Genomic DNA, 25,327 nt, shown 5'->3' on the forward strand with positions numbered 1-25,327 from the left:
AGGGCCGCGCCGACCGTCGTCAGCGCGCCCAGTTCGCCGCGCACGGCCCGGCCCAGCGCGCCGACGGCGTCCGCCTGCCGCGCCTGCTGCCGGCAGTGGAAGGCCAGCTCGCACGCGGCCAGGCACTCGGGCGCGTAGGCGGCGTCCACGGCGGCCACCGCCTCGGTCAGCTCCTCGGCGGGCCGGGCCGGGTCGAAGCTGAGCCCCGCCGGCAGCGCGGCGGCCAGGTCCTCGACGCGGGCCAGCCGACCCAGCTGGCGGCGGGTGACGGCGCGCTGCTTGCGCACGTCCATGACGGCGGCGGTGGGGAGGTTGGAGAAGTCCTTGGGGCACACCAGCAGCGCCAGGTGGCCGACCGTGGCGGCGGGGAGCAGGTCGGCGGTCTTCTCCAGCGCCAGCACGTACACGGCGGCCTGCCGGGCGGCGGCGCCGACCTTGGCCGGGTCCGCCGCGCCGTCGATCATCGGGAAGGACTTGATCTCGACGACCGTCCAGCGGCCGTCCGGGTGCACCACGACCGCGTCCGGCTCCAGGTAGGCGGGGGTGCCCGCCACCTCCAGGGCCAGCATCGGGTGGTCCAGCAGGGTCCAGGCGCCGGCCGCGGTCGCCTCGCGCAGCGCCAGCGCGGTCCGGGCGGCCCGGCCCTCGGGCCCGGCCGCCGTGAGGTCCGGGACCCGGGCGTCGCGGCCGGGCGGCACCGCGCCGCCGCCGAGCCGTTCGTGCACCAGCCGCAGCAGCTCGGCCCCGCCGTCGCCCTTGACCCGGGCCTCGAAGGAGTTCCCGCGGATCAGGGCGAACTGCGACTGGCCGAACGAGGCGGGCGTGCCGAGCGCCGAGGCGAGCGCGGTCTTGTCCACCCCGGCCCCGTCCAGCAGGGCCCGTCTGCCGCATCCGGGGTTGGCGGCGAGCGCCGCCAGCGCGCGGGCGTCGAGCGGCCGGGGCGGCACCGCTGGGCCGCGCAGGTCGGCGAGCCGCTGCCGGAGTGTCGTCGTCTGCGGTGGGCCGCTGGGCAGGTGGGAGCTCACCCGCGGAAGTGTCCCATCCGCCACTGACAACGGGGGCGCCGCGGCCGAAATCGAGCGGGACGGCCTTCGAAAAGCAGGCATTGCGGCCCGCGAACCGACCGGCCCGGGTGCCCCGTGTTCATGTGATGGATGATGGTCGGACGAGCCAACGGGTGAAAATCCCGACAACCCGACCCACCGGGAGAAGCCGCCATGTCCCCCCGCATCCTGCTGGCCCGCCACGGGCAGACCGCCTGGTCGCTGTCCGGCAAGCACACGGGCCGCACGGACGTCCCGCTGCTCGACGAGGGGCGGCGCGGGGCCAAGCTGCTCGGCGAGCGGCTCGCCGACGGCCCCTGGCACGGACTGCCCGGCGTGGAGGTGCGCACCAGCCCGCTGGCGCGTGCGAGCGAGAGCTGCGAGCTGGCCGGCTTCGGCGTCCGCGCCGAGCCCTGGGACACGCTCATGGAGTGGGACTACGGCGACTACGAGGGCATGACCCCGGCCGAGATCCAGGCCGTCCGCCCCGGCTGGCTGATCTGGCGCGACGGCGTCCCCGGCGGTGAGTCCGTCGCCGACGTCTCCGCCCGCGCCGACGAGGTCGTGGCCTGGGCGCGTTCGGCCGAGCGGGACGTCCTCGTCTTCGCGCACGGCCACATCCTGCGCACCCTGGCCGCCCGCTGGCTCGGCCTGGACGCCTCGTTCGGCGCCCGCATCCGGCTCGACCCGACGTCGCTGTCGGTGCTGGGCTGGGCGTACGGCGCGCCGGCGCTGGAGCGCTGGAACGACACCGGGCACCTGGACGGGTAGCGGCGCGCGGTGCTGCGCCGCACGGCACGGCGCGGCACGGCGGTGTCGCACGGCGCGGCGCGGGGCGTCGGTGTGGCGCAGGCCCCGGGGTCGGCCGCGCGGTTCAGACGGCGGCGTGCCGGTCGAGGAAGGCCGAGACGCGCGGCGTGCGCTGGTGGGGGACGAGCGTGCGCGCGGTGTCCGCGACCTTCGCGCGGATCCGGGTGGAGCGCACCTCGGTGAGCAGGTCCAGCACCCGCCCCCCGGCCCAGGCCGCCTCCTCCGGCGCCCCGGCCCGGGCCAGGTGCCCGGCCAGCTCGGCGGTGTAGAGGGCGACGTTCCGCGCGAAGTGCGGGTCCTGGAGGTCGGCCGCGCGCCGCGCGTGCCGGGCGGCGCGGCCGTGCTCGCCGAGCGCCGCCCAGCACGCGGCCTCCAGCGACTCCAGCTCGGCCTCGCCGAAGAACGACATCCACGCGGGGTCCGCCGGGCAGCTCCCGCGGGCGAAGTGCCGGTGCGCCCGGCCCAGTGCCTCCTCGCAGGACGAACGGTCCGCCAACCCGGCCCAGCCGCACGCCTCCCGCAGGCACAGCAGCGACAGCAGCCGCGCCGAGCCCAGCCCCCGCGCCGCCCGCTGCCCGGCCTGCGCCGCCCGGACCGCCTCGCGCGGCCGGCCGCAGTCCCGGGCCAGGAACGCCGTGTTGCTGAAGGCGTGCGCCTCCAGCGCCGCGTCCCCCGACACCCGGGCGGTGGCCAGCGCCTCGGCGTAGTGCGAACGCGCGTCGTCGAACCGGCCCGAGTCGTGCGCCAGCCAGCCCACCGACAGGGCCAGTTCGCCGGCCCCCGCGTGCAGCCGGTCCTCGGTGGACTGCCGGGTGGCCCCGGCGTCCAGCAGGGCGTAGGCGGCGCGCAGCGGTTCGGTGGCCCTGCGGTACAGGCCGTCCGCGCCGTGCCGGTCGTCCAGCAGCCGGATCTGCCGTACGGCGTCCTCCACCGCGGCGGCCTCGCTCTCCCCGGCCCGCGCCACGGGCCGGCGCTGGTCGCCGAGCAGGTTGAAGGTGAGGGTCGCGGCCGCCACGCTCGCGGAACCGCCGGCCATGAACGCGCGACGCAGCACGTCGCTCTCCTTGGAGGGGTGGGAGGGTCGGGACGAGGGGGAGCTCCGGGGGGAGGGGGGCGCGGGCCGCGCGGCGCGGCCGCGGACCGCCTCGCGCGGGGAGAACCCGAGGTCGGCCAGGGTCCGGCCGGGGAACATGTGCAGGAACACCCGCTCGTAGGCGTAGTTGGGGCACCGGATCTCCCCCGACTCGACCCGGCCGACGTAGCGGGCGTCGCAGGAAACCGTTTCTCCGATCTCCCGTGCGGCCCGGCGCACCAGAGCCGCGAACTCGGCGGGTGAGTGCGCTCCGCGCAGTTGCCGGAACGCCGCGTTGGGCGTATAGGGGGACGCCGCCATGGACGTGTCCTCTCCGGTGAGGAATGCCGGTGACGGGTGGGGTGTCCGGCGCGCATGAACGTACCGCCAGGCCCGGGCGGCGCATGCGGTGTTTGGCTACAAAACGGATATCTCACCCGCGATCCGCCATGAACTGCCATCCTTTGCGGCGTCGTTGCGCCGCCACCGTTGACGTTCCCGCGCGTTGAACCATGCGGAGTCGAGCATCGAGGAGGGGTTCCCTTGTCGGAGGGCGGTATGGAGAGCAGCGGAACGAACGCCGGCGCCGCCGCGGCCGCGCCGGCGCCCGGGCCCGTGCCCGCTTCCGGGCCCGTCTACGGGCCCGAGTACGGCTGGGCGTCCTCGGTCCTCGCGGAGCCGGTCGCTCCCGACCTGGTGACCGTCCCCACCCGGCAGGGGCTGGAGGCGGTGGACATCATCCGCCGGGCCGCGCCCACCCCCGCCGGTGGCGTGGGGCCCGTCCTGCACGACGACTCGGGCGACACCCTCGGCTTCCTCGTCCCGCCCGGCACGGCCGACGCGTGGGACCTGCCGGGCAGTGCGTGCACCCAGACCGACGGGCGCGGCATGCGGTTCGGCGACGTCCCCGCCGCGGACAGCACCGGCTGGCTGCTGCCGCCGGAGGTCACCGGCTCGCTGACCGACCCCGCGGTGCTGCGCGCGGCGCTCGGCGAGGCGGCCCGGCTGATCGAGGCCGCCGACAACTGCCGATGAGGCCGCCGGCCGGTGGGCCACGGGCCACGGGTCGCGCCGCCCCGGCCTGATCGGGACATCGGGCCGGTCCGCGCCGCACCTCACGCTCTACGCCCCCGGCCCCCGCCCTGCGCCCCGGCCCCGCTCTGCTCCCCAGGCGCGTAGCCCGGCGATACTGAGGGTGTGGCGCGAGGTAGACGTAGTGGTGGGCGGGTGGCGGACGAGGTGCGCGTGGCGCCGGTGGACGGCGGCACCGCCGAGCTGGCGCCGGACCGCGAGCGGCCCGGGGCCTTCACCCTGCTGATCGACGGAGCCCCGCAGTCCCATGTGGACCTGGCCGATCCGACGCACCTCGACTTCGCCTACCAGCGGCGCATCGGCCATCTGCTCGACCTGGCGGCTCCGGCGCGGCAGCCGCTGAACGTGCTGCACCTGGGCGGGGGCGCGTTCACCCTGGCCCGTTACACCGCCGCGACCCGGCCCCGCTCCGCCCAGCAGGTCGTGGAGATCGACGCCGGCCTGGTGGCCTTCGTACGCGAGCACCTGCCGCTCGATCCGCAGGCCCGGGTCCGGGTCCGCGCCGTCGACGCGCGGGCGGGGCTCGCCAAGGTGCCGGACGGCTGGGCGGACGTGGTGATCGCCGACGTGTTCAGCGGGGCGCGCACCCCGGCGCACCTGACGAGCACCGAGTTCCTGGACGACGTGCGGCGGGCCCTCGCGCCGACCGGTTGGTACGTGGCCAACCTGGCCGACGGCCCGCCGCTGGCGCACCTGCGCGGCCAGATCGCCACGGCCGCGGCCCGGTTCGAGCGGCTGGCGCTGGCGGCGGACCCGGTGGTGCTTCGGGGGAAACGTTTCGGCAATGCCGTGCTGGTGGCCGCCGACCACGAGCTGCCGGTGCCCGAGTTCACCCGGCGGGTGGCGAGCGACCCGCACCCGGGGCGGGTGCTGCACGGCCGCGAACTGGTGGACTTCACCGGCGGCGCGGTCCCGGTCGCGGACGCGACCGCGGTGGCCTCGCCGGTGCCCCCGCCGTCGGTGTTCCGCTGAGGCTCAGCGTTCGTCGAGCTGCACGGTCGGGGCGTGGTCGTGCCAGGTGCAGAACACCGACGACTCGCGGCCGTCACGGGAGAAGGTGACCCGGATCCAGTACGGCTGCTTCCACACCTGGATGCGCCAGCCGCCCGCCGGGGTCGCCGAGACCAGCTCGGCCGACTCCTCCGCGAGGGCGAAGACGACCCGGCCGCCGGCGACGGTGTACCCCTTCACCTCGCCGCCCGCGCCCGCGCCGTCGTCGCGCGACGGGTCGGCGGACCGGCCGGCGGAAGGTTTCACCGCCGGCCGCGACGACGAGGGCGAGGGCGTGGGCGACGGGCTCGACGTCCCTGCCCCGCTCGGCGAGGCGGACGGGCCGGAGGCCGACGGCTGCGCGCCGCCGCCCGCCGCGCCGCCGTCGCCGCCGTACGGCGAGGAGGACAGCGGGCGCGTGGTCAGCGGGACCGCGAGCGGGCGGTCGTAGGCCGTGCCGGACATGACCGTGCGCACGCCCCACCAGGACAGCGTCACCGCCGCCCCGGTCGCCAGCAGCCACGCGAACGCGTGGACGAGTCCTCTGTGCATCGCGCCCATACTGCACCACCCGCACCGGACCCGGCCCGGGCCCTCCCGGCGTCCCCCGGATGGCCTAGGGTGCGGGCCATGGCAAGTGTGCTCGTGGTCGAGGACGACCAGTTCGTACGTTCCGCGCTGATCCGGCACCTGACCGACGCCTCCCACACCGTACGGAGCGTCGGCACGGCCCTGGAGGCGCTGCGCGAGGTCGCCCACCACCGGTTCGACGTGGTGATCCTGGACCTGGGGCTGCCCGACCTGGACGGGTCCGAGGCGCTGAAGATGCTGCGCGGGATCACCGACGTACCCGTGATCATCGCGACCGCGCGGGACGACGAGGCCGAGATCGTCCGGCTGCTCAACGCCGGCGCCGACGACTACCTGACCAAACCTTTCTCCGTGGAGCACCTGTCCGCCCGGATGGCCGCCGTCCTGCGCCGTTCCCGGGCCGCCGGGGACGGTCCGCCGTCGGGCGTGCTGCGGGTCGGGGGCCTGACCATCGACCCGCTGCGCCGGTCGGCCGAGCTGGACGGGGCGGTGCTGGACCTGACCCGGCGCGAGTTCGACCTGCTGGCGTTCCTCGCCGGGCGGCCCGGCGTGGTCGTGGCCCGCCGGGAGCTGCTGGCCGAGGTGTGGCAGCAGTCGTACGGCGACGACCAGACCATCGACGTCCACCTGTCGTGGCTGCGCCGCAAACTGGGCGAGACCGCGGCCAACCCCCGCTATCTGCACACCCTGCGGGGCGTCGGCGTCAAGCTGGAGCCGCCGGCGTGAGCGGCGCACGCGCGGCCGTCCGGCCGCGGACGACGCCGGTCGCGCCGGCCGCGCCGCCCGCGCCGGTGCGCCGCGCGGGCGCGGAAGCGAGCCGACGGGCATGAGGTGGGCGCTGGTCAAGGTGTGCCTGGCGGTCACCACCATGGTGGTCGTGGCCTTCGCCGTGCCGCTCGGGCTGGTGGTCCAGGAGATGGCCAGCGACCGGGCGTTCTCCAACGCCGAGCGGCAGGCGGCCAGCATCGGGCCCACCCTGTCCATCACCACCGACCCGCAGCAGCTGCGCCGGGCCGTGGAGTCCACGCAGACGGGCGCGGCGGACCGGATGGCCGTCCACGTGCCCGGCGTCGGCGGGCGGGCCCCCGTCACCATCGGCCGGGGCCGGGCGGCGCCCGCCGACGTGGAGCGCACCCGCGACTACGGCCGCGCCACCACCGCCTCGGTCGCGGGCGGCGGCTCGGCACTGCTGCAGCCGACCGCCATCGGCTCCGGCGACATCGCGGTGGTCGAGATCTACGTACCGGAGAGCGAGGTCAGCAACGGCGTCGCCACCGCCTGGTTGGTCCTCGCCGGTGTCGGACTGGCGCTCGTGGTCGGTTCGGTGGCGGTCGCCGACCGGCTCGGCGCCCGGCTCGTGCGGCCCGCCGAACGGCTCGCCGACGCCGCCCACCAGCTGGGGGAGGGCAGGCTGGGGGCGCGGGTCCCCGAGGGCGGCCCCAAGGAACTGCGGTCGGCGGCGGTGGCCTTCAACGCCATGGCCGACCAGGTCGTCGAACTCCTCGCCAACGAGCGGGAGCTCGCCGCCGACCTCTCGCACCGCCTGCGCACCCCGCTGACCGTGCTGCGGCTCAACGCGGCCTCGCTCGGCGACGGTCCGGCAGCCGACCAGACCCGCGCGGCGGTCGAGCAGCTGGAGCGGGAGGTGGACACCATCATCCGCACGGCGCGCGAACAGCGCCCCGCGCACCAAGGCGGCACGGGCGCCGGCTGCGACGCGTCGGAGGTGATCCGCGAGCGGATGGCCTTCTGGTCCGCGCTGGCCGAGGACGAGGGCCGCACCGTGCGGCTGGCGGGCGTCGACCGGCCGGCCCGGATCCCGGTCGCCCGGGCCGACCTGGCGGCGGCGCTGGACGCCCTGCTGGGCAACGTCTTCCGGCACACCCCCGAGGGCACCCCGTTCGCGGTGGACGCGCACGACGCCGGGGACGCCGTGATCGTGCTGGTCTCGGACGCCGGCCCCGGCATCACCGATCCGGACGCGGCACTGCGGCGCGGCAACGACGGGGCCCGCGACGGCTCCACGGGCCTCGGGCTGGACATCGTCCGCCGGGTCGCCGAGTCCACCGGGGGCGACGTACGGCTGGGGCGCTCGGTGCTCGGGGGGACCGAGGTGCGGATGTGGATCGGGCTGGACGGGCGGGGCGGGGCGGGCGGCTCGGCCGGCCGCCGGGGACGCCGCAAGCGGCGGGGCTGAACCGGCCCTGGCTGCCGCGTGTTCCGCCCGCCGGTGGGCAAGCTGGTCGGGCGTTCCGCACACCTGCCGGACCACCTCGTTCCGCGCAGCTGCCCGACGAAGGGAACTCCCCGCCATGCGCTATGCCGTCCTCGGCACCGGGATCGTGGGCCGCACCCTCGCGGCCAAGCTCGACTCCCTCGGCCACGAGGTGCTCATCGGCACCCGCGACCCCGCCGACACCCTCGCCCGTACGGAGACCACCCCGACCGGGGTCGCCCCGTACGCGCTCTGGCAGGCGGAGCACACCGGGGTGCGGCTCGCCCGGTTCGAGGAGGCCGCCGCGCACGCCGACTTCCTGGTCAACGCCACGGCCGGGCAGGTCAGCATCGAGGCGCTGGCCGCGGCCGGCGCCGCCCACCTGGAGGGCAAGGTGCTGCTGGACGTCGCCAATCCGCTGGACTTCTCCCGCGGCCTCCCGCCGGGTCTGGACCCGGTGAACGACGACAGCCTCGGGGAGCGGATCCAGCGGACCTTCCCGGCGCTGCGCGTGGTCAAGACGCTGAACACCATGAACTGCCAGGTCATGGTCGACCCGGGGCGGGTCGCGGGCGAGCACCACGTGTTCCTGTCCGGGGACGACGCCGAGGCCAAGAAGAGCGCGCGGGAGCTGCTGTACTCGTTCGGCTGGCCCGAGGCGAGCGTCCTGGACCTCGGCGGCATCGAGACCGCGCGCGGCGCCGAGATGGTGCTGCCGCTGTGGCTGCGGCTGATGGGCGCCCTTGGGCACACCGACTTCAACTTCCACATCCAGGGGGCCGGCGGGCCGGGGGCGTGGGGCGGCCACTGACGGGCGGCCAGATGTTGCCGCCTCCGAGGGGGCGCCGGACCGTGGTCGTGACGGAAGGAGTCACGCATGAGAGTCATGCTCCGGGCCCACATCGACACCCAGGCCGGCAACGAGGGCCTCAAGAGCGGGGCGCTGCCTCAGACGGTCAAGAAGTTGATGGAGAGGCTGAAGCCGGAGGCCGCCTATTTCGGTCTGTCGGAGGGCGTGCGCACCTGCTGGATGGTCTTCGACCTGGCGGACAGCTCGCAGCTGCCGCCGATGCTGGAGGACCTGTTCATGCAGTTCAACGCGGAGATCGAGGTGGCTCCCGTGATGAACGCCGAGGAGCTGGAGAAGGGGCTGAGCCAGTTGGCCGCGACGCGCTGAGCCCTGGGCCGCGTTCTTCCCTACGCCCTCGCCGAGTGGGTCGGCGAGGGCGTACGCGTGGGGCGGTGGCCGGGCGGGGGCGGGCGGGTGACCGGGCCGGGCGTGCGGGGCGGGCGTGCGGGCCGGGCGTGCGGGGCGGTGTGCGGGCCGGTGGCGGGGCCCTCCGGGCCGGTGGCGGCTGTCAGGAGGCCGGCGCGGCGGGTTCGTCGGCCGTGCGGTGCAGGTAGTCGGCGATGACGGCCAGCTCGTCGTCGGAGTACGTGGCCAGGACCGCGCCGAAGGCCTGGCCGGGGGTCTCCCAGGCCTGCGAGATGCGGTTGCGGGCGTCCGGGGCGAGGGCCACGAGGGAGCGGCGGCGGTCGTGGGGGTCGGCGTGGCGTTCCACGATGCCCGCCTTGACCAGGCGGTCCACGAGGCGGGTGGCGGAGCCCGAGGTCAGTCCGGTGAGGCGGGCGATGTCGCCGGTGCTGACCGGATGCGGCTCCATGTCGAGCAGGGCCACGCACTGCATGTCGGTGGGGTGCAGGCCCACGCGGTCGGCCATGGCCTGGTTGAACACGGTGTAGTCCGCGTAGTGCCGCTGGCTCTCCATCACCACGCGTGCCATGAGCTCGGCACGGGTCCACTCACCCGAACGAGGGATATCGGTTGACATGGGCTGCTCCCAGGCTTCACATTTGTCTGCGTGACGCAGATTGTGCGTCGCGAATAGTCTGCGTCATGGAGATTGTAGCCCTGGCGCACCGTCCTGGGGGAGCCTTCCATGTCCATCCTCGTCACCGGCGGACGCGGCGCCGTCGCCCGCGGCCTCACCGCCCTGCTGTCCGAGCGCGGGATCCGCTTCCGTCTCGCGTCGCGCGAGCCGGGCACGCCCGGCGCCGTCCACTGCGACCTCACCGACCCCGCGACCTTCCCGGCCGCCCTCGACGGCGTCCGGTCGGTCTTCCTCTACGCCGAGGCCGCCGCGATCGACGCCTTCGCCAAGGAGGCCGTCGCCGCGGGCGTCGAGCACGTCGTGCTCCTGTCCTCCGCGAGCGTCCTGGCCGAGGACGCCGCAGACAGCCCGCTCGCGGCCTCGCACCTGGCCGTCGAGGAGGCCCTGCTCGCCTCGCCGCTGACCGTCACCCTGCTGCGCCCCGGCGCCTTCGCCACCAACGCGCGGGGCTGGGCCCACGCGGTGCGGTCCGGCACACCGGTACGCCTTCCGTACCCCGGCGCGTACGCCGACCCGGTCCACGAGGCCGATCTCTGCGAGGCCGCCCTCGCCGCGCTCACCGACCCGGCCCTGGCCGGCCGGGCGTACACCCTCACCGGGCCGCAGTCGCTGACGTTCGCCGCCCAGCTGGCGATCCTCGGCGGGGCGATCGGGCGGCCGGTGCCGTACGAGTGCGTCACGCCCGAGGAGTGGAAGACCGGCGTGGAGGGCCATATACCCGGTCCCTACGCCGATGCGCTGCTCGCCTACTGGGCCGCCCACGACGGCCTGCCGGTGGAGATCACCGACGACGTCCGGCGGCTGACCGGTCACCCGGCCCGGACCTTCCAGTCCTGGGCCGAGGAGCACTCCGCCGCGTTCTCCGCCTGAGGCCGCCGGGGGCGGGCCCGGACAACGCGAAGGGCCCCGGCCCGCGCGAAGCGGGGCCAGGGCCCTCCAACAGGGTGAGTGACGGGACTCGAACCCGCGGCCACCTGGACCACAACCAGGTGCTCTACCAGCTGAGCTACACCCACCATGTCCGGTCGGTTTTCCGACCGGCCGAAGAAAAGGGTACAGGGTCGGAGAGGGTGCTCGCTCCCCCCTTTCCCACCACCCCCTGCTCCGGGTCGCTATTCGGCGGGCAGGACGTGCTTGGCGGCGATGGCCCGGGCGGTGTCCGAGTCGGGTCCGGGCTGCGGCACGAAGACGGCCTCGCGGTAGTAGCGCAGCTCGGCGATGGACTCCTTGATGTCCGCGAGCGCACGGTGGTTGCCGTTCTTGGGCGGGCTGTTGAAATACGCCCGCGGGTACCAGCGGCGCGCCAGCTCCTTGATCGAGGAGACGTCCACGATCCGGTAGTGCAGGTAGTTCTCCAGCGTCGGCATGTCCCGCAGCAGGAAGCCGCGGTCGGTGCCGACCGAGTTCCCGCACAGCGGCGCCTTGCCGGGCTCCTTCACGTGTTCCCGGACATACGCCAGGACCTGGGCCTCGGCGTCGGCCAGGGTGGTTCCGCCGGCCAGCTCGTCGAGCAGGCCGGAGGCGGTGTGCATCTGGCGCACCACGTCGGGCATGGTCTCCAGCGCGGCGTCCGGCGGGCGGATCACGATGTCCACGCCTTCGCCGAGCACGTTGAGCTCCGAGTCGGTGACCAGCGCGGCCACCTCGATAAGTGCGTCGTCCGTCAGCGAGAGCCCGGTCATCTCGCAGTCGATCCACACCATGCGATCGTTCATGCGTCCCACCTTAGGGGACCCCTACGCACGAGGTCCCCGCCCGGCGGTGGCCGGTACGGGGACCTCGGGTACTACGCGGTGCCGCGGTTACGCGTGCTCACGCAGGGCACGGCCCGGGGCGTACAGCTCGGTGACCGTCGGACCGGTCGCGGCCAGGGCCGCCGCCGCCCGCTGGGGCTGCGGAGTGCGCTGGTGCGGGACCGGGTTCCCGGAGATCTCCGGGACGCTGTCGCCCTGCGGGCGGCGCGCCCGGTAGGCGGAGCGGTAGGCCGCCGGGGAGGACCCCAGCTGCCGCCGGAAGTGCCCGCGCAGGGCGACCGGCGAGCGGAAGCCGCAGCGTCCGGCGACCTCGTCGACCGAGTAGTCGGAGGTCTCCAGCAGCCGCTGTGCCTGGAGCACCCGCTGGGTGATCAGCCACTGCAGCGGCGCGCTGCCGGTCAGCGAGCGGAAGCGGCGGTCGAAGGTCCGCCGGCTCATGTACGCCCGGGCGGCGAGCGTCTCCACGTCGAACTGCTCGTGGAGGTGCTCCAGGGCCCAGGCGACGACCTCGGCCAGCGGGTCGGCGCCGATCTCCTCCGGCAGCGACCGGTCGAGGTAGCGCTCCTGGCCACCCGTGCGCCGCGGCGGGACGACGAGCCGGCGGGCCAGCGCCCCGGCGGCCTCGCTGCCGTGGTCGGTGCGCACGATGTGCAGGCACAGGTCGATTCCGGCCGCGGTGCCCGCGGAGGTGAGGACGTCACCGTCGTCCACGAACAGCTCGCGCGGATCGACATGGACGGACGGATACCGCTTGGCCAGCGTCGGCGCGTACATCCAGTGCGTCGTCGCGGGCCGCCCGTCGAGCAGACCGGCGGCGGCGAGCACGAAGGCCCCCGTGCACAGTCCGACGATCCGGGCGCCCTCCTCGTGCGCCTGACGCAGTGCGTCGAGCGCCTCCGGAGGGGGCGGTGACGTGATCGACCGCCAGGCCGGAACGACGACCGTGCCTGCCCGGGCGATCGCCTCCAACCCGTACGGCGCGGTCAGTTCGAGTCCGCCGGTGGTCCTCAGCGGACCGTCCTCACCGGCGCACACGAGCAGTCGGTAGCGTGGAACTCCCGCGTCCTGCCGGTCAATGCCGAACACGGAGAGTGGAATGGAACTCTCGAAGATCGGACCGCCGCTGAACAGCAGCACCGCGACAATTTCCCTGCGGCGGCGCCCCGCGAGCTTCCGGCCGGCGTCCGTGACGACGGCGGTGGAGTCCTGGCTCATGGCGCTAAGCCCCCCTTGGGTGTCGCGACTCCTTGGTCTGGTCGCACCTGCACGTTTCCCCTCGGCCTTGCACGTGTTCCCCCGCCGTAAATACATGATCGAATCTACTGCGTCGCGTGGTGTCGGCGTGACAAGTTCAGCACGCACCGCTATGTCGACTTGGCAACTTGGCGAAAAGCATTCGATCAGGAAGCGTTCCACTCCGCGACCTTGGTGGGAAGTGCGCCTTCCGCCTGTGGCCTGTACGCATAGGGTCGCCGCGGCCCCCCTGAGCTGTCGTCGCTGGTGGTAGTGGGGTCGGGTGGACATTCCGACAACGATTGCCACGGATCGCGAAGTTGGCTGAAAACGTGCGGGCGCGGGTGTACGAACCGGTCAGTCGTGGGGGGAGATCCCGCCGGACCCGTGGCATCCCCGGTGCGCGCCGGACCCCGTCCGCGAGTGCCGGCCGCGGTGTCCGGAGGCCGGCTGCTCGGCGCCCGCGACCCGCGCGGCGGCCCGTTCGGCCTTCTCGGAGTGGCGCAGCATCACCCGGCACGCGGCGGTCACGGCGACCAGGCCGAGCGTCGCCACCGCGGCCCCGCCGAAGGAGGTCCCGTAGACCACCAGCACCACGGGCACGAGCAGGCAGCTGAATGCCGCCCAGCGGACCACGTCACCCGCAGGGTCGTCCTGCGGACGCCGGCGTGCGGACTGCACGGACGGGTGAACGGGGTGGCGGGCGGCGTGGTGGCCGGGCGGCGTCGGCTGAGCGGGCTGGCCGGGGTGGACCGGACGACCGGGCACGGTGGGCTCCCTGGGTCTCTTGACCGGTGGGTCGGACGCCTGGTCCAACGCGGCGCCAGGGGCCGCGGTCACTGCGCGCACGGGTGGCTCGTCACTGCCTGTAGGGGCCAGCGGCCATTGCCAAGGCGGCCCCTCTCATGCATGCTCCCTGGGACGCTCTCCTAGGGCCACAAGCCCTGTGCAGGACAGGAGTGTCGCCGTACCCTGGTGGGTAAAGGCCTGGGAAGATGCTTCCCGGACTCCCGTCCCGTCACCCTCCGTTGCCGAATACTGAGGACTCTTCGCCGAGACACCCATGGCCGGTCACGAATCTCCCGAACCCGCGCACCGCAAGCGCAAGCGCCTCGCCGACCCCGTGTCGGCCGACCTGCGCGCGGTGGAAGAGGCACGCCATCCGTGCGACCCGGCCTTCCGGCACGGTGTCGTCGTCGGCTTCGACGGCTCGACCTCCAGTGAACGCGCCCTGGCCTACGCGATCGGCATGGCCCGGCGCTCCGGCTCGGGGCTGATCATCGTGCACGTGGCCAACCGGCTGCCCACGACCGTGTGGGCCGGCTGCGAGCCGCCGGTCTTCGTGGACGTGCCGGACCACCGCACCGAGGTCCTCGGGCTGGAGCTGGCCTGCGCCGACTACCTGACCGAGGTTCCGTGGATCCTCGTGGAGCGCGGCGGGGACATCTGCCACGAGCTGGAGGAGGTCGGCCGCGAATACTCGGCCGACGCCATCGTGGTCGGTTCCACTCACGGCCTCGTGGGGCGGATTTTCGGCTCGGTGGCCGGCCGGCTCGCCAAGCGCGCCCAGCGCCCCGTCGTTGTCATTCCGTGACCGGGCGATCGCTAATTGTGCGGTTGTGCCCGCATGTGAAGGGTAGATAAATCTCGCTGGGTAGCAGCACAAAACTGCAGATCGAAGGGAGCCCCGCCGTGGACAACGACGTCACCGCGGGAAGCAAGGCCTCCACGTCGACCCTGGGGCACCTGGCCCTGGGTCTCACCCTTCTCGCGTTCGGAATCGGCCACACCGGAGTGGTCAGCGGGGTATCCGCGGCGGATTCCGTTTCCCTCGCCACCTTCGTCGGTGGGATCGCCCTCTTCCTCCTCGGACTCCTGGAGTTCCGCGGCGGCGACGGCTTCAACGGCACCGCCTTCGCCGGGCTCGGCGCCTTCTGGTTCACCTGGGCCAGCGGAGCCGGGGACAAGGTCTCCGACCACGCCGCCGGAACGTTTCTGGTGCTCTTCGCGATGCTCGCGCTGACCCTCGCCGCGAGCGCCGCGAGCGGACTGTTCAGCCAGGGTCTGTACGGGCTGCTCTTCCTGGCCCTCCTGTTGCTGGCGGCAGGCGCCTTCGTCGACAACGGCGCGCTGGGCAAGGCCGGCGGCTGGGTGGCGGCCGTCACCGGCCTGCTCGCCTGGTACGGCACCACGGCCGCCCTCGCGGGCTGGCCCATGGCTCTCGGCCGGGCCTCCCGCCGGACGGCCGCGGCGAGCTGAGGCCTTCGGGCACCAACGGGGAAACGGCGACGGCCCCTCGTGCGGTGGACGCACGAGGGGCCGCGTCGTGCCGGCCGACCGTGCCGGCTGGTCCTGGCGTTTCGGCGTGCCGGTTCGTCGTGCCGGCTGGGCGCCCGACTACTCGACCGTGACGGACTTCGCCAGGTTGCGCGGCTTGTCGATGTCCCGGCCCAGGGCCAGCGCCGTGTGGTACGCCAGCAGCTGCAGCGGGATGCCCATCAGGATCGGGTCCAGCTCGTCCTCGTTCTTCGGGACGACGATGGTGTGGTCCGCCTTCTCCTGCTCACGGTGGGCCACCGCCAGGATCCGGCCGCTGCGCGCCTTGATCTCCTCCAGCGCCGCGCGGTTCTTCTCAAGCAGGTCGTCGTCGGGGACGATCGCGACGGTCGGCAGCGACGGCTCGATGAGCGCCAGCGGGCCGTGCTTGAGCTCGGAGGCCGGGTACGCCTCGGCGTGGATGTAGGAGATCTCCTTGAGCTTGAGGGAGGCCTCCAGGGCGACCGGGTAGCCGCGGACCCGGCCGATGAACATCATCGACTTGGCGTCGGCGTACTGCGCCGCCAGCTTCTTGATGTCCTCCTCCTGCTCCAGGATCTCCTGGATCTGCGCGGGCAGCTTGCGCAGGCCCTCGATGATCCGCTTGCCGTCGGTCACCGACAGGTCCCGGATCCGGCCGAGGTGCACGGCGAGCAGCGCGAAGGCGACGACGGTGTTGGTGAAGCACTTGGTGGACACCACGCACACCTCGGGGCCGGCGTGCACGTAGACGCCGCCGTCGGCCTCGCGGGCGATGGCCGAGCCGACCACGTTGACCACGCCGAGGACGCGGGCGCCCTTGCGCTTGAGCTCCTGCACCGCGGCCAGCACGTCGTAGGTCTCACCGGACTGCGAGACGGCGATGTAGAGGGTGTCGGGGTCCACGACCGGGTTGCGGTAGCGGAACTCGGACGCCGGCTCGGCGTCGGCCGGGATGCGCGCCATGCCCTCGATCAGCGAGGCGCCGATCAGACCGGCGTGGTAGGAGGTGCCGCAGCCGAGGATCTTGACCCGGCGGATGGCGCGGGCCTCGCGCGGGTCCAGGTTCAGGCCGCCCAGGTGGACGGTGTTGAAGCGGTCGTCGATCCGGCCGCGCAGCACGCGGTCGACCGCGTCGGGCTGCTCGGAGATCTCCTTGTGCATGTAGGTGTCGTGGCCGCCCATGTCGTAGGAGGCGGCCTCCCACTCCACGGTCTCGGGGGTGGCGTTGGTCGTCGTACCGCTCGTGGTGTACGTGCGGAAGTCGTCGGCCTTGAGGGTGGCCATCTCGCCGTCGTTCAGGGTGACGACCTGGCGGGTGTGGGCGATGAGGGCGGCCACGTCGGAGGCGACGAGCATCTCCTTCTCGCCGATGCCGAGGATGACGGGGGAGCCGTTGCGGGCGACGACGATGCGGTCGGCGAAGTCGGCGTGCATGACGGCGATGCCGTAGGTGCCCTCGATGACCTTGAGCGCCTCGCGGACCTTCTCCTCCAGGCTCTCGGCCTGGGAGCGGGCGATCAGGTGGGTGATCACCTCGGTGTCGGTCTCGGACGCGAAGACGACGCCCTCGGCCTCCAGCTTGGCGCGCAGCTCGGCGGCGTTGTCGACGATGCCGTTGTGGACGACGGCGACCTTGTTCTCGGGGTCCAGGTGCGGGTGCGAGTTGATGTCGCTCGGGGCGCCGTGGGTGGCCCAGCGGGTGTGGGCGATGCCGGTGGTGCCCGCGAAGCGCTTGGGGACGCGCGCCTCCAGGTCCCGGACGCGGCCCTTGGCCTTGACCATCTTCAGCGCGCCGGATTTCGGGCTGTTGACGACGATGCCCGCGGAGTCGTACCCGCGGTACTCCAGCCGCTGCAGGCCTTCCAGCAGCAGCGGTGCCACATCGCGCCTGCCGATGTAACCGACGATTCCGCACATAGAGTTGCCCCTCCTGAAGGTCCCTGTCCTGGTGCCCGTGCCGCGCACGCGGCGGCGGGCCGTGCCCGGCCGGCCGCGGCCTCAGCCGTAGACGATGCGGCGCAGCTGGCGGAGCGAGAGCTCCGGCGGCGCCACGGCGCGGTGCGGCAGCTCGGCCGCGATCCGCTCGAAGATCTCCGTGTTGACCGCCCCGCCGGACTGCAGCTCGCGGTGGCGGCGGCGGACGAACTCCTCGGTCGTCTCGTCGAAGTACGCCAGCACGTCGAGCACCACCCGGACGGCCTCCCCGCGCTGGAGCGCGGTGCTGCGCACCAGGTGGTCGACAAGATCGTCATGCGACGGGCGGCGGTCGAGCACCCGTAGATAGTGACGTCTCACGCTCTGGAACGCAAAGATCCTGCCCGAAATCGGGCAGGATCCCTCTGGTCTGGACCAGAAAACGCGGAGAAACGCGTCACAGCGGCGCCGTGAGCGGGGTCCCGGGGCTCAGAACCGCCGCAGCACGGCCTGCTTCGCCGCCGTGAACTCGTCGGCCGTCAAGATCCCCGACTGGTGCAGCTCCCCGAGCTCCCGCAGCCGGCGCAGCAGGGCGTCGTGGTCCTCGGCGGGGGCGGGGCCGGGCTCGGGGCCCGCCGCGAGCTCGTGCACCGGCGGTGCCTCGGCGGGCGCGGCCGGGGCGGAGGGGTGCGGCATGCGGACGAGCACGGCCGCCGCCACCAGCGCCATCAGCGGGTCCTTCTTGAACCCGAAGAGTTCCACGGCGTGCGGGTCGTACTTGGGCTCGGGAGCGGAGGAGGTGCTGTTGGCCAGGGTGAAGCGGAGGTAGCCGTTCTCCAGCCCCGCCGCCGGGAACCACTCCACCGCCTTCAGGTCCTCCACGCGGAAGCTGCGCGGGCCGCCCGAGCTCTTGGCCTCCTCCGTCTTCCAGTTCCACGACAGCGAGACCCGGCTGCCGTCGAAGGCCGCCGTGCCGTCCCCGGCGCCCGCCGTGATCGGAACCGCCGGGCCGGGCAGCAGGTAGTGCCCGACCGGCCCGGGGTCCACCTGCTCCAGCAGCAGCGCGTTGCGCACCTCGTCCACGAAGTACTCCGCGACGCCCGTGCGGTCCGACTCCACCGTCAGCACGTACGGGTCCGAGGACTCCGCTAGCCGCCCCGCCGTCACCTGCAGCAGCGGGTCCGCGCCGTCGCGCAGCCGCAGCCGCAGCCGGCCCGCCTTACGGCCCGGCTCGTAGCTGATCCCCGCCAGGGCCCGCAACGGGACGGTCACCGCGCCGAGCGTCTGCCGCAGCAGGCCGACCCCCTTGTCGCGGCCCGGCACGATGTGCACCGCGTCGCCGTCGAAGGTCCAGGTGCCGTCCTTCTGGATGATTTCCGCCATCCAGAGATTCTCGCAAAGCCTCCCGCAAGGGAGTTGACCTGTATCCGGGTTGTATGAGAGTCCTGCGCACCTGCGCCGCCCTGCTGGCCCTCGCGGCCACCCTCTCCTGCACCGCCGCCCGCGGCGCCGGGGACGACGGGCGCCCCGGCGACCGGCGCTCCGGCGGCCCGCGCCGGGTCGCCGAGCTCGGACCGTACGAGCGCCTGCTGCCCGCCCCGGTGAGCGCGCAGAGCGGCGGGCCGGGTTACGCCCTGACCCCCGGCACGGTCGTCCGCACCCCCGCCGGCGACGGCGAGGTGCGCCGCATCGGCGAGCGGCTGGCCGAGGAGCTGCGCGGTCCGAGCGGCTTCCCGCTGCCGGTCGTCGCCGGCCCCGGGGCCGGCGGCGCAGGCGGCGGCATCGTGCTGCGGCTCGACCGGGCCGCGGACCCGGCGGTGCTGGGCGAGGAGGGCTACCGGCTGGAATCCGCCCCTCGGGCGGTGACGTTGACGGCCCGTACCCCCGCCGGCCTCTTCCACGCCGTGCAGACGCTGCGCCAGCTGCTGCCGGTGCCCGGGACCCGGGCCGTGGTCCCGGGCGGGCGGATCACGGACGCGCCGCGGTTCGCGTACCGCGGGGCGATGCTCGACATCGCCCGCCACTTCTTCACCGTCGAACAGGTGGAGCGGTACGTCGACCAGCTCGCCCAGTACAAGATCAACACACTGCACCTGCACCTGACCGACGACCAGGGCTGGCGCCTGGACATCCCCTCCTGGCCGCGGCTGGCGGCGTACGGCGGCGCGAGCGAGGTCGGCGGCGGACCGGGCGGGTCCTGGAGCCGCGAGGACTACCGCCGGCTGGTGGCGTACGCGGCCGAGCGGTACGTCGAGGTGGTCCCGGAGATCGACATGCCCGGCCACACCCACGCCGCCCTGGCCTCGTACGCCGAGCTGAACTGCGACGGCCGGGCCCCGGCCCGCTACACCGGCACCAAGGTCGGTTTCAGCTCCCTGTGCGTGGCCAAGGAGCGCACCTACGCGTTCGTCGACGACGTCCTGCGCGAGGTCGCCGCCCTCACCCCGGGCCGCTACCTGCACATCGGCGGCGACGAGGCGCACGCCACCTCCGCCGCCGACTACGCGGCGTTCATGGACCGGGCCCAGAAGCTGGTGGCCCGGTACGGCAAGACGGTCGTGGCCTGGCACCAGCTGTCCACGGCCCGCCCGGCCCCGGGCGCGGTCCTGCAGTACTGGGGCCACGACCGCACCCCGGCGGCGGACAAGACCCGCCTGGCGGAGGCGGCCCGCACGGGCCACCGCCTGATCCTCTCCCCGGCCGACCACGCCTACCTGGACATGAAGTACGACACGACCACGAAGCCGGGCCTGTCCTGGGCCGGCTACGTCCCGGTGCCCCGGGCGTACTCCTGGGACCCGGGCCGCTACCTGCCGGACGTACCGGAATCCGCCGTCCTGGGCATCGAGTCGGCCCTGTGGACGGAAACGGTCGCCACCGTCCCCGACCTGGAGCACCTGGCCTTCCCCCGCGCCCTGTCCCTGGCGGAACTCGCCTGGTCCCCCGCCACCGCCCTGGACTGGCCGACCCACCGCCTCCGCCTGGCCGCCCAGGGCCCGCGCCTGACCGCCCGGGGCATCGCCTTCCACCGGGCACCGGAGGTGCCGTGGGAGTAGCGCGCTCCCGGGCGGGAACGACCGTGCCCGCGAAGCGGGCCAGTCCGGGCTTCGCGGGCACAGTGCGGGGGCGGGCGACGCTTCCGGGGGACCGTACTCCGGAAGGGGCGCCCGCCCCCGGTGTCACCGTCGGGCGTAGGGCGCGACGGGGTTCTGGAGGGTGCCGACCAGTTGGAGGGCCGCCGACGGGTCGGCGAGGTCGACCATCTGCTTGTTGTTGCGCAGCTGGAGGCGGTTCAGGCAGGACAGCTGGAACTCCGGCGCGAACAGGTCGTAGCGCTCGAAGCGCTCCGCCAGGGCCGGGACCGAGGCCTGGTAGTCGTGGGCGCAGTCGGCGACGGCCCGCCAGAAGGTCTCCTCGTCGCAGATGCCGTCCGACACCAGGATCGAGCCGAGGAAGCGGAAGAAGCAGTCGAAGACGTCCGTGAAGATCGACAGGAGCTTCATGTCCTCCGGGATGTCCGCGCGGATGCGCTCCACCGCGGGCGGCAGGACCGCTTCCGGGTCCATGACCACGATCTCCTCGGCGATGTCCTTGAAGATCGCCCGTTGGACCACGCCGTCCTTGATGACGAGGATCGTGTTCTCGCCGTGCGGCATGTACGCCAGGTCGTAGGCGTAGAAGCAGTGCAGGAGCGGGAGCAGGTACGCCTTCAGGTACGGGCGCAGCCACTCGGCCGGGGTCAGGCCCGACTCCTCGATCAGGGCGCCGACGAACGAGCGGCCGTCCGCGTCCACGTGGAGCAGGGAGGCCATCGTGGCCAGGCGCTCGCCCTCCCGCAGGGAGCCGACGGGCGACTCGCGCCACAGCGCCGCCAGCATCTTGCGGTACGGCGAGTAGCGGTCGGTGGCCCGCTCGTACTGGCGGTGGTGGTAGCCGATGGCCGCCCGCTCGCGGATGATCGAGAAGCCGACCGACCGCAGCACCTCGTCCCCCTCGATCAGCTGGTGCAGCCAGTCGTTGATGGCGGGGGTGGCCTCCATGTAGGCGGCCGACAGGCCCCGCATGAAGCCCATGTTGAGGACCGAGATGGCCGTCTTCACGTAGTGCTTCGTGGGGGTGGTGGTGTTGAAGAAGGTGCGGATCGACTGCTGCGGCAGGTACGCGTCCTCGCCCTCGCCGAGCAGCACCAGGCGGCGGTTCGCGATCTCCGCGGCGAAGGTGACCGTCGTCTTGTTCCACCACTGCCAGGGGTGCACCGGGAAGAAGTGGTACGCCGCCGGGTCCAGGCCCAGGGCGCGCAGCTTCGCCGCGAAGCCCTCGACCGCCGCGTCGCCCAGCTCGGCGCGCAGGAAGCTGTCGTGGTCCAGGCCGGCGCCCGCCGTGAAGGTGGAGACGTCCTTGTGGGCGGCCGCCCACACCAGGTGGACGGGGTTGGCGGCCTCCGGGGCGTACGCGAGGTACTCGTGGACACCGAAGCCGAGCCGGCCGTTGTTGGCGACGAAGCAGGGGTGGCCCTCGGTCATGCCCGTCTCGACGTCCTGGAAGGAGGACTTGGCGAGCACCGAGGCCGGGACCTGCTCCTTGGTGTACTTGAACGCGGAGCCGGCCAGGGTGGAGGAGATCTCCTCCAGGTACACCGGCAGCACCTCGGCGCTCAGGCCCAGGGTGTCCTTGAGCTCGATGTGGAAGTCCAGCGCGTCCAGGGGCTGCTCGGCGCCGTCCTTGTGCCGGGTGATCGAGGCGGCGTCCACGGCCCAGTGGTCCAGGGCGTGCCGGGCGGCGGCGAAACGGTACTCCACCGTGCCGTCGTCGCTGCGGACGGCGTACCGGCCGTCTCCGAGCTCCTCGGGGGCCAGCAGCCGCTCGTGCGAGAACTCCGCCAGTGCCTTGCGGACCAGGGCGCGGTTGGCGCGCGCCCACAGCTCGGGGGTGAGGTGGGTGACGGCGTCGGTCAGGCTCATGCCGACACCTCCACGCTGCCGGTCGCGAAGATGCCGGTCGCGGCCTCGAAGCGGTCGCGCGTGCAGAACGAGAGCAGCGCCTTCTTCTCCGGCTTCTGCACCTCGCGCTCCGGGACGAAGCCGACGGCCTCGTTCAGGGCGTGCACGGCGGTGTTGCGGACGTCCGGCTCGACGACGACACGGCGGGTCGCCGGGTCCTCGAAGAGGCTCGCCATGACGGTGGTGATGACGGCGCGGGTGAAGCCGGACAGCGGGGTGTCGGTCGGGGCGACCAGGAAGTGCATGCCGACGTCACCGGGCTCGGCGTCGTACAGGCCGACGAGCTCCAGCTCGCTCGGGTCGTACTTCTCCATCAGGAACGCCGGGCGGCCCTCGTGCAGGCCGATGTACGCCTCGTGGTGCTCGGCCGCCGCGATCTCCATGTAGGCGCGCTCCACGTCGGGCAGGGAGGCGTCCTGCATCATCCAGAACGTGGCCTTGGGGTGCGTGACCCAGCCGTGCAGCAGCTCCGCGTCCTCGAACGGGTTCAGCGGGCGTATCGCGAAGGTGCCGAGAGCGGCGTCCTCGCGGGTGTAGAGGATGTCGGTGGTGCTCATGCGAGGGTGCCTTCCGGGGCGGCGAACTGCTGGAACGCGATGGACTTCTCGACCTTGTAGTACTCCCGGCCGAGCAGCTCGGCGACGATGTACGCGTTGCGGTACGCCGCCATGCCCAGGTCGGGCGAGGTGATCGAGTGGTTGTGCGTCGTGCCGTTCTGCAGGAAGACGGCCCGGCCGGTGACGTCGACGCTGTAGTTGCGGGCGGCGTCGAGACGGCCGTGGCCGTCGAAGTTCAGCCGCTCGCGCACCGGGGCGAGGAACTCCGGCACCCGGTACTTGTACCCGGTCGCCAGCACCAGGCCCTCGGTGGCCAGGGTGAAGTCACGCTCCTGCTCCTCCTGGCGCAGGCCCAGCGTGTACGTGCCGGTGGTGGTGTCGTACGCGGCGCTGCCCAGGGAGGTGTTGGTCAGCAGGGTGGTCGGGACCGGCCCGGCCATGGTGACCTTCTTCTGGTACAGCAGGTCGAAGATCGCGTTGATCAGCTCGCCGTCGATGCCCTTGAAGAGGTTCTTCTGCTGGGTCTCCAGGCGGTAGCGGGTGTCCTCGGGCAGCGCGTGGAAGTAGTCCACGTACTCCGGCGAGGTCATCTCCAGCGTGAGCTTGGTGTACTCCAGCGGGAAGAACCGCGGGGAGCGGGTGACCCAGTTGAGCCGGTAGCCGTGGCTGTCGATCTCGGACAGCAGGTCGTAGTAGATCTCGGCGGCGCTCTGGCCGGAGCCCACCAGGGTGATCGACTTCTTCCGCAGCAGCTCCGCCTTGTTCTGCACGTAGCTGGAGTTGTGCAGGAAGTCGCCGCCGAGGTCCGCGCAGGCGTCCGGGACGTACGGCGGGGTGCCGGTGCCCAGGATCAGGCGGCGGGCGCGGTGGGTGCCGCCCTGGTCGGTGTGGACCTCGTAGAGCTCGCTGCGCTCGTCGTAGGTGACCTCGGTGACCGTGGTGGAGTACAGGACGTTGTCGAGGCGGTCGGCCGCCCAGCGGCAGTAGTCGTTGTACTCGGTGCGCAGCGGGTAGAAGTTCTCCCGGATGTAGAACGAGTACAGCCGGTCCTGGTCCTTGAGGTAGTTCAGGAACGAGAACGGCGAGGTCGGGTCGGCGAGCGTGACCAGGTCCGACATGAACGGCGTCTGGAGGTGGGCGCCGTCCAGGAACATCCCGGCGTGCCACTCGAAGTGCGGCTTCGACTCGATGAAGAGCCCGTTCAGCTCCTCGATCGGCGCGGTCAGGCAGGCGAGCCCCAGGTTGAAGGGGCCGAGGCCGACGGCGATGAAGTCGTGGGTCTCACGAGGCGAAGGCAAGGGATTCTCCCAGGTACTGCTCGGCGTGTGCGGCGAGGAGGTCGAGGACGGCGGCGATGTCGGCCGTGGTGGTCTGCGGGTTGAGGAGGGTGAACTTCAGGTACTGGTCGCCGTCCACCTTGGTGCCCGCGACCACGGCCTCGCCGGAGGCGAACAGCGCCTTGCGGGCGTGCAGGTTGGCCTCGTCGACCAGGTCGGGGCGCACCTCGCCCGCGGGGACGTAGCGGAAGACCAGCGTGGACAGCTGCGGCTGGACGACGACCTCGAAGCGCGGGTCGGCGTCGATGAGCTTCCAGCCCTCGGCGGCCAGTGCGCAGACCTCGTCGAACAGCTCGCCGATGCCGTCGGCGCCCATCACGCGCAGGGTCATCCACAGCTTGAGGGCGTCGAACCGGCGGGTGGTCTGGATGGACTTGTCCACCTGGTTGGGGATGCGCTCCTCGGCCATGCGGCGCGGGTTGAGGTAGTCCGCGTGGTAGGTGGCGTGCTGGAGGGTGTCGCGGTCGCGCACCAGGACGGCGCTGGAGGAGACCGGCTGGAAGAAGGACTTGTGGTAGTCGACCGTGACCGAGTCGGCCAGCTCGATGCCGTCCAGCAGGTGCCGGCGGGTGGGGGAGACCAGCAGTCCGCAGCCGTAGGCGGCGTCCACGTGCATCCACGCGGAGTGCTCGGCGGCCAGGCGGGCGATCTCGGGGAGCGGGTCGATGGACCCGAAGTCGGTGGTGCCGGCGGTGGCGACGACGGCCATCGGGAAGAGGCCCTCGCGGACGCAGTTCTCCAGCTCCAGGGCGAGCACGGAGGTGTCCATCTGCTTGGTGCGGTCGACCGGGACCGGGATGACGGCCTCGTAGCCCAGGCCCAGCATGGCGGCCGACTTCTTGACGCTGAAGTGGCTGACCTCGGAGGCGAAGATGCGGAGCTTGGGCAGGACCTCGGCCTTGGGCAGCTCGCGCTCGCTGTTCTTCATCACCAGGCGGCAGGCCTCGTCGCGGGCGAGCAGCAGGGCGTGGAAGTTGGACTGGCTGCCGCCGGAGGTGAACACGCCGTCGGCGCCGGCGCCGAAGCCGATGCGCCCGGCGGTCCAGTCGATGAGCCGGCGCTCGATGAGGGTGCCGCCGATGGACTGGTCCCAGGTGTCGAGGGAGGAGTTGACGGCCGAGAGGACCGCCTCGCCGAGGACGGCGGGGATGACGACCGGGCAGTTGAGGTGGCCGAGGTAGCGCGGGTGGTGGAAGTAGACCGCGTCGCGCAGGTAGACCTCTTCCAGTTCGTCCAGGACCGCGGCCGGGTCGTTCAGCGGGCGGTCGAGGTCGATGCCGGCGATGACCGGGGTCAGTTCGTCGACGGATATGCCCGTGTGGGGCTTGTCGGTGGACGCCAGTTTGGCGGCCACGCGTTCGACGCCCTCGGTGACGCAACGCCGGTAGTCGTCAGCGGTCGTCTCATTGAGCAGATGCGAACGCATCAACAGTTCCTCCGGGCAGGGAAGAGGTGGGGGTGACTTGCGAGGCTTAGGTTAGCCTAACCTAAGTTCGATTCCAAACGAAGAGGCCCCGGCGCGATGCCGG

25 protein-coding genes and 1 tRNA gene are annotated in these 25,327 nt (G+C 73.0%); 11 read left to right on the forward strand and 15 right to left on the reverse strand.

Features of this window, described 5'->3' with window-relative positions:
• Positions 1-1,025: hypothetical protein (locus tag LG632_RS15420; protein WP_226727681.1), on the reverse strand; the 1,025-nt coding region annotated here is incomplete at its 3' end.
• A gap of 192 nt (positions 1,026-1,217) precedes the next feature.
• On the opposite strand from LG632_RS15420, the gene LG632_RS15425 reads away from it, so the two are divergent.
• On the forward strand, positions 1,218-1,814 hold the full coding sequence (locus LG632_RS15425; RefSeq protein ID WP_226727683.1) for a histidine phosphatase family protein: 597 nt from the start codon (positions 1,218-1,220) through the stop codon (positions 1,812-1,814).
• Positions 1,815-1,917: 103 nt separating this feature from the next.
• Here LG632_RS15425 and LG632_RS15430 read toward each other — a convergent pair whose 3' ends face one another.
• Positions 1,918-3,246, reverse strand: a complete 1,329-nt coding sequence (locus LG632_RS15430) for an NsdA family TPR-like regulatory protein (protein WP_226727685.1) — start codon at positions 3,244-3,246, stop codon at positions 1,918-1,920.
• 237 nt (positions 3,247-3,483) lie between these two features.
• Here LG632_RS15430 and LG632_RS15435 point away from each other — a divergent pair, with 237 nt between their 5' ends.
• Positions 3,484-3,960, forward strand: coding sequence for a hypothetical protein (locus tag LG632_RS15435; RefSeq protein WP_226727687.1), 477 nt, complete (start codon positions 3,484-3,486; stop codon positions 3,958-3,960).
• Positions 3,961-4,122: 162 nt separating this feature from the next.
• On the forward strand, positions 4,123-4,989 hold the full coding sequence (locus LG632_RS15440) for a spermidine synthase (protein WP_374203485.1): 867 nt from the start codon (positions 4,123-4,125) through the stop codon (positions 4,987-4,989).
• A gap of 3 nt (positions 4,990-4,992) precedes the next feature.
• Here LG632_RS15440 and LG632_RS15445 read toward each other — a convergent pair whose 3' ends face one another.
• Positions 4,993-5,568, reverse strand: a complete 576-nt coding sequence (locus LG632_RS15445; protein WP_226727691.1) for a hypothetical protein — start codon at positions 5,566-5,568, stop codon at positions 4,993-4,995.
• Positions 5,569-5,637: 69 nt separating this feature from the next.
• On the opposite strand from LG632_RS15445, the gene LG632_RS15450 reads away from it, so the two are divergent.
• The 4 genes from LG632_RS15450 to LG632_RS15465 all read left to right on the forward strand — a co-directional run bounded on the left by LG632_RS15450 (position 5,638) and on the right by LG632_RS15465 (position 8,990).
• Positions 5,638-6,324, forward strand: a complete 687-nt coding sequence (locus tag LG632_RS15450) for a response regulator transcription factor (RefSeq protein ID WP_226727693.1) — start codon at positions 5,638-5,640, stop codon at positions 6,322-6,324.
• A 100-nt stretch (positions 6,325-6,424) separates the two neighbouring features.
• Complete coding sequence (locus LG632_RS15455; protein WP_226727695.1) at positions 6,425-7,795, forward strand: HAMP domain-containing sensor histidine kinase; 1,371 nt, start codon at positions 6,425-6,427, stop codon at positions 7,793-7,795.
• Between the two features lie 115 nt (positions 7,796-7,910).
• On the forward strand, positions 7,911-8,624 hold the full coding sequence (locus LG632_RS15460) for an NADPH-dependent F420 reductase (RefSeq protein WP_226727697.1): 714 nt from the start codon (positions 7,911-7,913) through the stop codon (positions 8,622-8,624).
• 66 nt (positions 8,625-8,690) lie between these two features.
• A complete protein-coding gene (locus LG632_RS15465; protein ID WP_226727699.1) occupies positions 8,691-8,990 on the forward strand; it encodes a hypothetical protein in 300 nt (99 codons plus the stop codon).
• Positions 8,991-9,171: 181 nt separating this feature from the next.
• Here the strand turns inward: LG632_RS15465 and LG632_RS15470 are convergent, their stop codons facing one another.
• The gene (locus tag LG632_RS15470; protein WP_226727701.1) at positions 9,172-9,645 is read right to left on the reverse strand and encodes a MarR family winged helix-turn-helix transcriptional regulator; all 474 of its coding nucleotides are present in this window, start codon (positions 9,643-9,645) and stop codon (positions 9,172-9,174) included.
• Positions 9,646-9,753: 108 nt separating this feature from the next.
• Between LG632_RS15470 and LG632_RS15475 the strand changes: the two genes are divergently transcribed.
• The gene (locus tag LG632_RS15475) at positions 9,754-10,575 is read left to right on the forward strand and encodes an NAD(P)H-binding protein (protein ID WP_226727703.1); all 822 of its coding nucleotides are present in this window, start codon (positions 9,754-9,756) and stop codon (positions 10,573-10,575) included.
• A gap of 73 nt (positions 10,576-10,648) precedes the next feature.
• On the opposite strand, the gene LG632_RS15480 is transcribed toward LG632_RS15475, so the two are convergent.
• From LG632_RS15480 to LG632_RS15495, 4 genes are all read right to left on the reverse strand, one after another.
• Positions 10,649-10,721 (reverse strand) — tRNA-His (locus tag LG632_RS15480).
• A gap of 96 nt (positions 10,722-10,817) precedes the next feature.
• Positions 10,818-11,420, reverse strand: a complete 603-nt coding sequence (orn, locus tag LG632_RS15485; RefSeq protein ID WP_226727705.1) for an oligoribonuclease — start codon at positions 11,418-11,420, stop codon at positions 10,818-10,820.
• 87 nt (positions 11,421-11,507) lie between these two features.
• Entirely contained in the window at positions 11,508-12,674 is a 1,167-nt protein-coding gene (locus LG632_RS15490) for a helix-turn-helix domain-containing protein (RefSeq protein ID WP_226727707.1), read from the reverse strand.
• Between the two features lie 375 nt (positions 12,675-13,049).
• Complete coding sequence (locus tag LG632_RS15495; protein ID WP_374203486.1) at positions 13,050-13,460, reverse strand: hypothetical protein; 411 nt, start codon at positions 13,458-13,460, stop codon at positions 13,050-13,052.
• 295 nt (positions 13,461-13,755) lie between these two features.
• On the opposite strand from LG632_RS15495, the gene LG632_RS15500 reads away from it, so the two are divergent.
• A complete protein-coding gene (locus tag LG632_RS15500) occupies positions 13,756-14,286 on the forward strand; it encodes a universal stress protein (RefSeq protein WP_226727709.1) in 531 nt (176 codons plus the stop codon).
• A 98-nt stretch (positions 14,287-14,384) separates the two neighbouring features.
• Positions 14,385-14,951 (forward strand): GPR1/FUN34/YaaH family transporter, encoded by a 567-nt coding sequence (locus LG632_RS15505; RefSeq protein WP_226727711.1) that lies wholly within the window; start codon positions 14,385-14,387, stop codon positions 14,949-14,951.
• Between the two features lie 138 nt (positions 14,952-15,089).
• Here LG632_RS15505 and glmS read toward each other — a convergent pair whose 3' ends face one another.
• The 3 genes from glmS to LG632_RS15520 all read right to left on the reverse strand — a co-directional run bounded on the left by glmS (position 15,090) and on the right by LG632_RS15520 (position 18,287).
• On the reverse strand, positions 15,090-16,907 hold the full coding sequence (glmS, locus tag LG632_RS15510; RefSeq protein WP_226727713.1) for a glutamine--fructose-6-phosphate transaminase (isomerizing): 1,818 nt from the start codon (positions 16,905-16,907) through the stop codon (positions 15,090-15,092).
• An 81-nt stretch (positions 16,908-16,988) separates the two neighbouring features.
• Entirely contained in the window at positions 16,989-17,264 is a 276-nt protein-coding gene (locus LG632_RS15515) for a hypothetical protein (RefSeq protein ID WP_226727754.1), read from the reverse strand.
• Between the two features lie 129 nt (positions 17,265-17,393).
• Positions 17,394-18,287: a DUF4429 domain-containing protein gene (locus LG632_RS15520; RefSeq protein ID WP_226727715.1), complete on the reverse strand. Its 894-nt coding sequence runs from the start codon at positions 18,285-18,287 to the stop codon at positions 17,394-17,396.
• Between the two features lie 53 nt (positions 18,288-18,340).
• Between LG632_RS15520 and LG632_RS15525 the strand changes: the two genes are divergently transcribed.
• Positions 18,341-19,960 (forward strand): beta-N-acetylhexosaminidase, encoded by a 1,620-nt coding sequence (locus LG632_RS15525; RefSeq protein WP_226727717.1) that lies wholly within the window; start codon positions 18,341-18,343, stop codon positions 19,958-19,960.
• Between the two features lie 123 nt (positions 19,961-20,083).
• Here the strand turns inward: LG632_RS15525 and LG632_RS15530 are convergent, their stop codons facing one another.
• Genes LG632_RS15530 through LG632_RS15545 form a run of 4 tightly spaced genes read right to left on the reverse strand, consistent with a single transcriptional unit; the run spans position 20,084 to position 25,224 of the window.
• Positions 20,084-21,865, reverse strand: coding sequence for an IucA/IucC family protein (locus LG632_RS15530; protein ID WP_226727719.1), 1,782 nt, complete (start codon positions 21,863-21,865; stop codon positions 20,084-20,086).
• Entirely contained in the window at positions 21,862-22,461 is a 600-nt protein-coding gene (locus tag LG632_RS15535; protein ID WP_226727721.1) for a GNAT family N-acetyltransferase, read from the reverse strand. The genes LG632_RS15530 and LG632_RS15535 overlap by 4 nt, the downstream gene beginning before the upstream one ends.
• On the reverse strand, positions 22,458-23,759 hold the full coding sequence (locus LG632_RS15540; protein ID WP_226727723.1) for a lysine N(6)-hydroxylase/L-ornithine N(5)-oxygenase family protein: 1,302 nt from the start codon (positions 23,757-23,759) through the stop codon (positions 22,458-22,460). The genes LG632_RS15535 and LG632_RS15540 overlap by 4 nt, the downstream gene beginning before the upstream one ends.
• Positions 23,743-25,224: a pyridoxal phosphate-dependent decarboxylase family protein gene (locus LG632_RS15545; RefSeq protein ID WP_226727725.1), complete on the reverse strand. Its 1,482-nt coding sequence runs from the start codon at positions 25,222-25,224 to the stop codon at positions 23,743-23,745. Before LG632_RS15545 ends, LG632_RS15540 begins: the two co-directional genes overlap by 17 nt.
• Between the last annotated feature and the right edge of the window lie 103 nt (positions 25,225-25,327).

The sequence above is a fragment of the Streptomyces antimicrobicus genome (genome assembly GCF_020532625.1).
GTDB classification, from domain to species: Bacteria; Actinomycetota; Actinomycetes; order Streptomycetales; family Streptomycetaceae; genus Streptomyces; species Streptomyces antimicrobicus.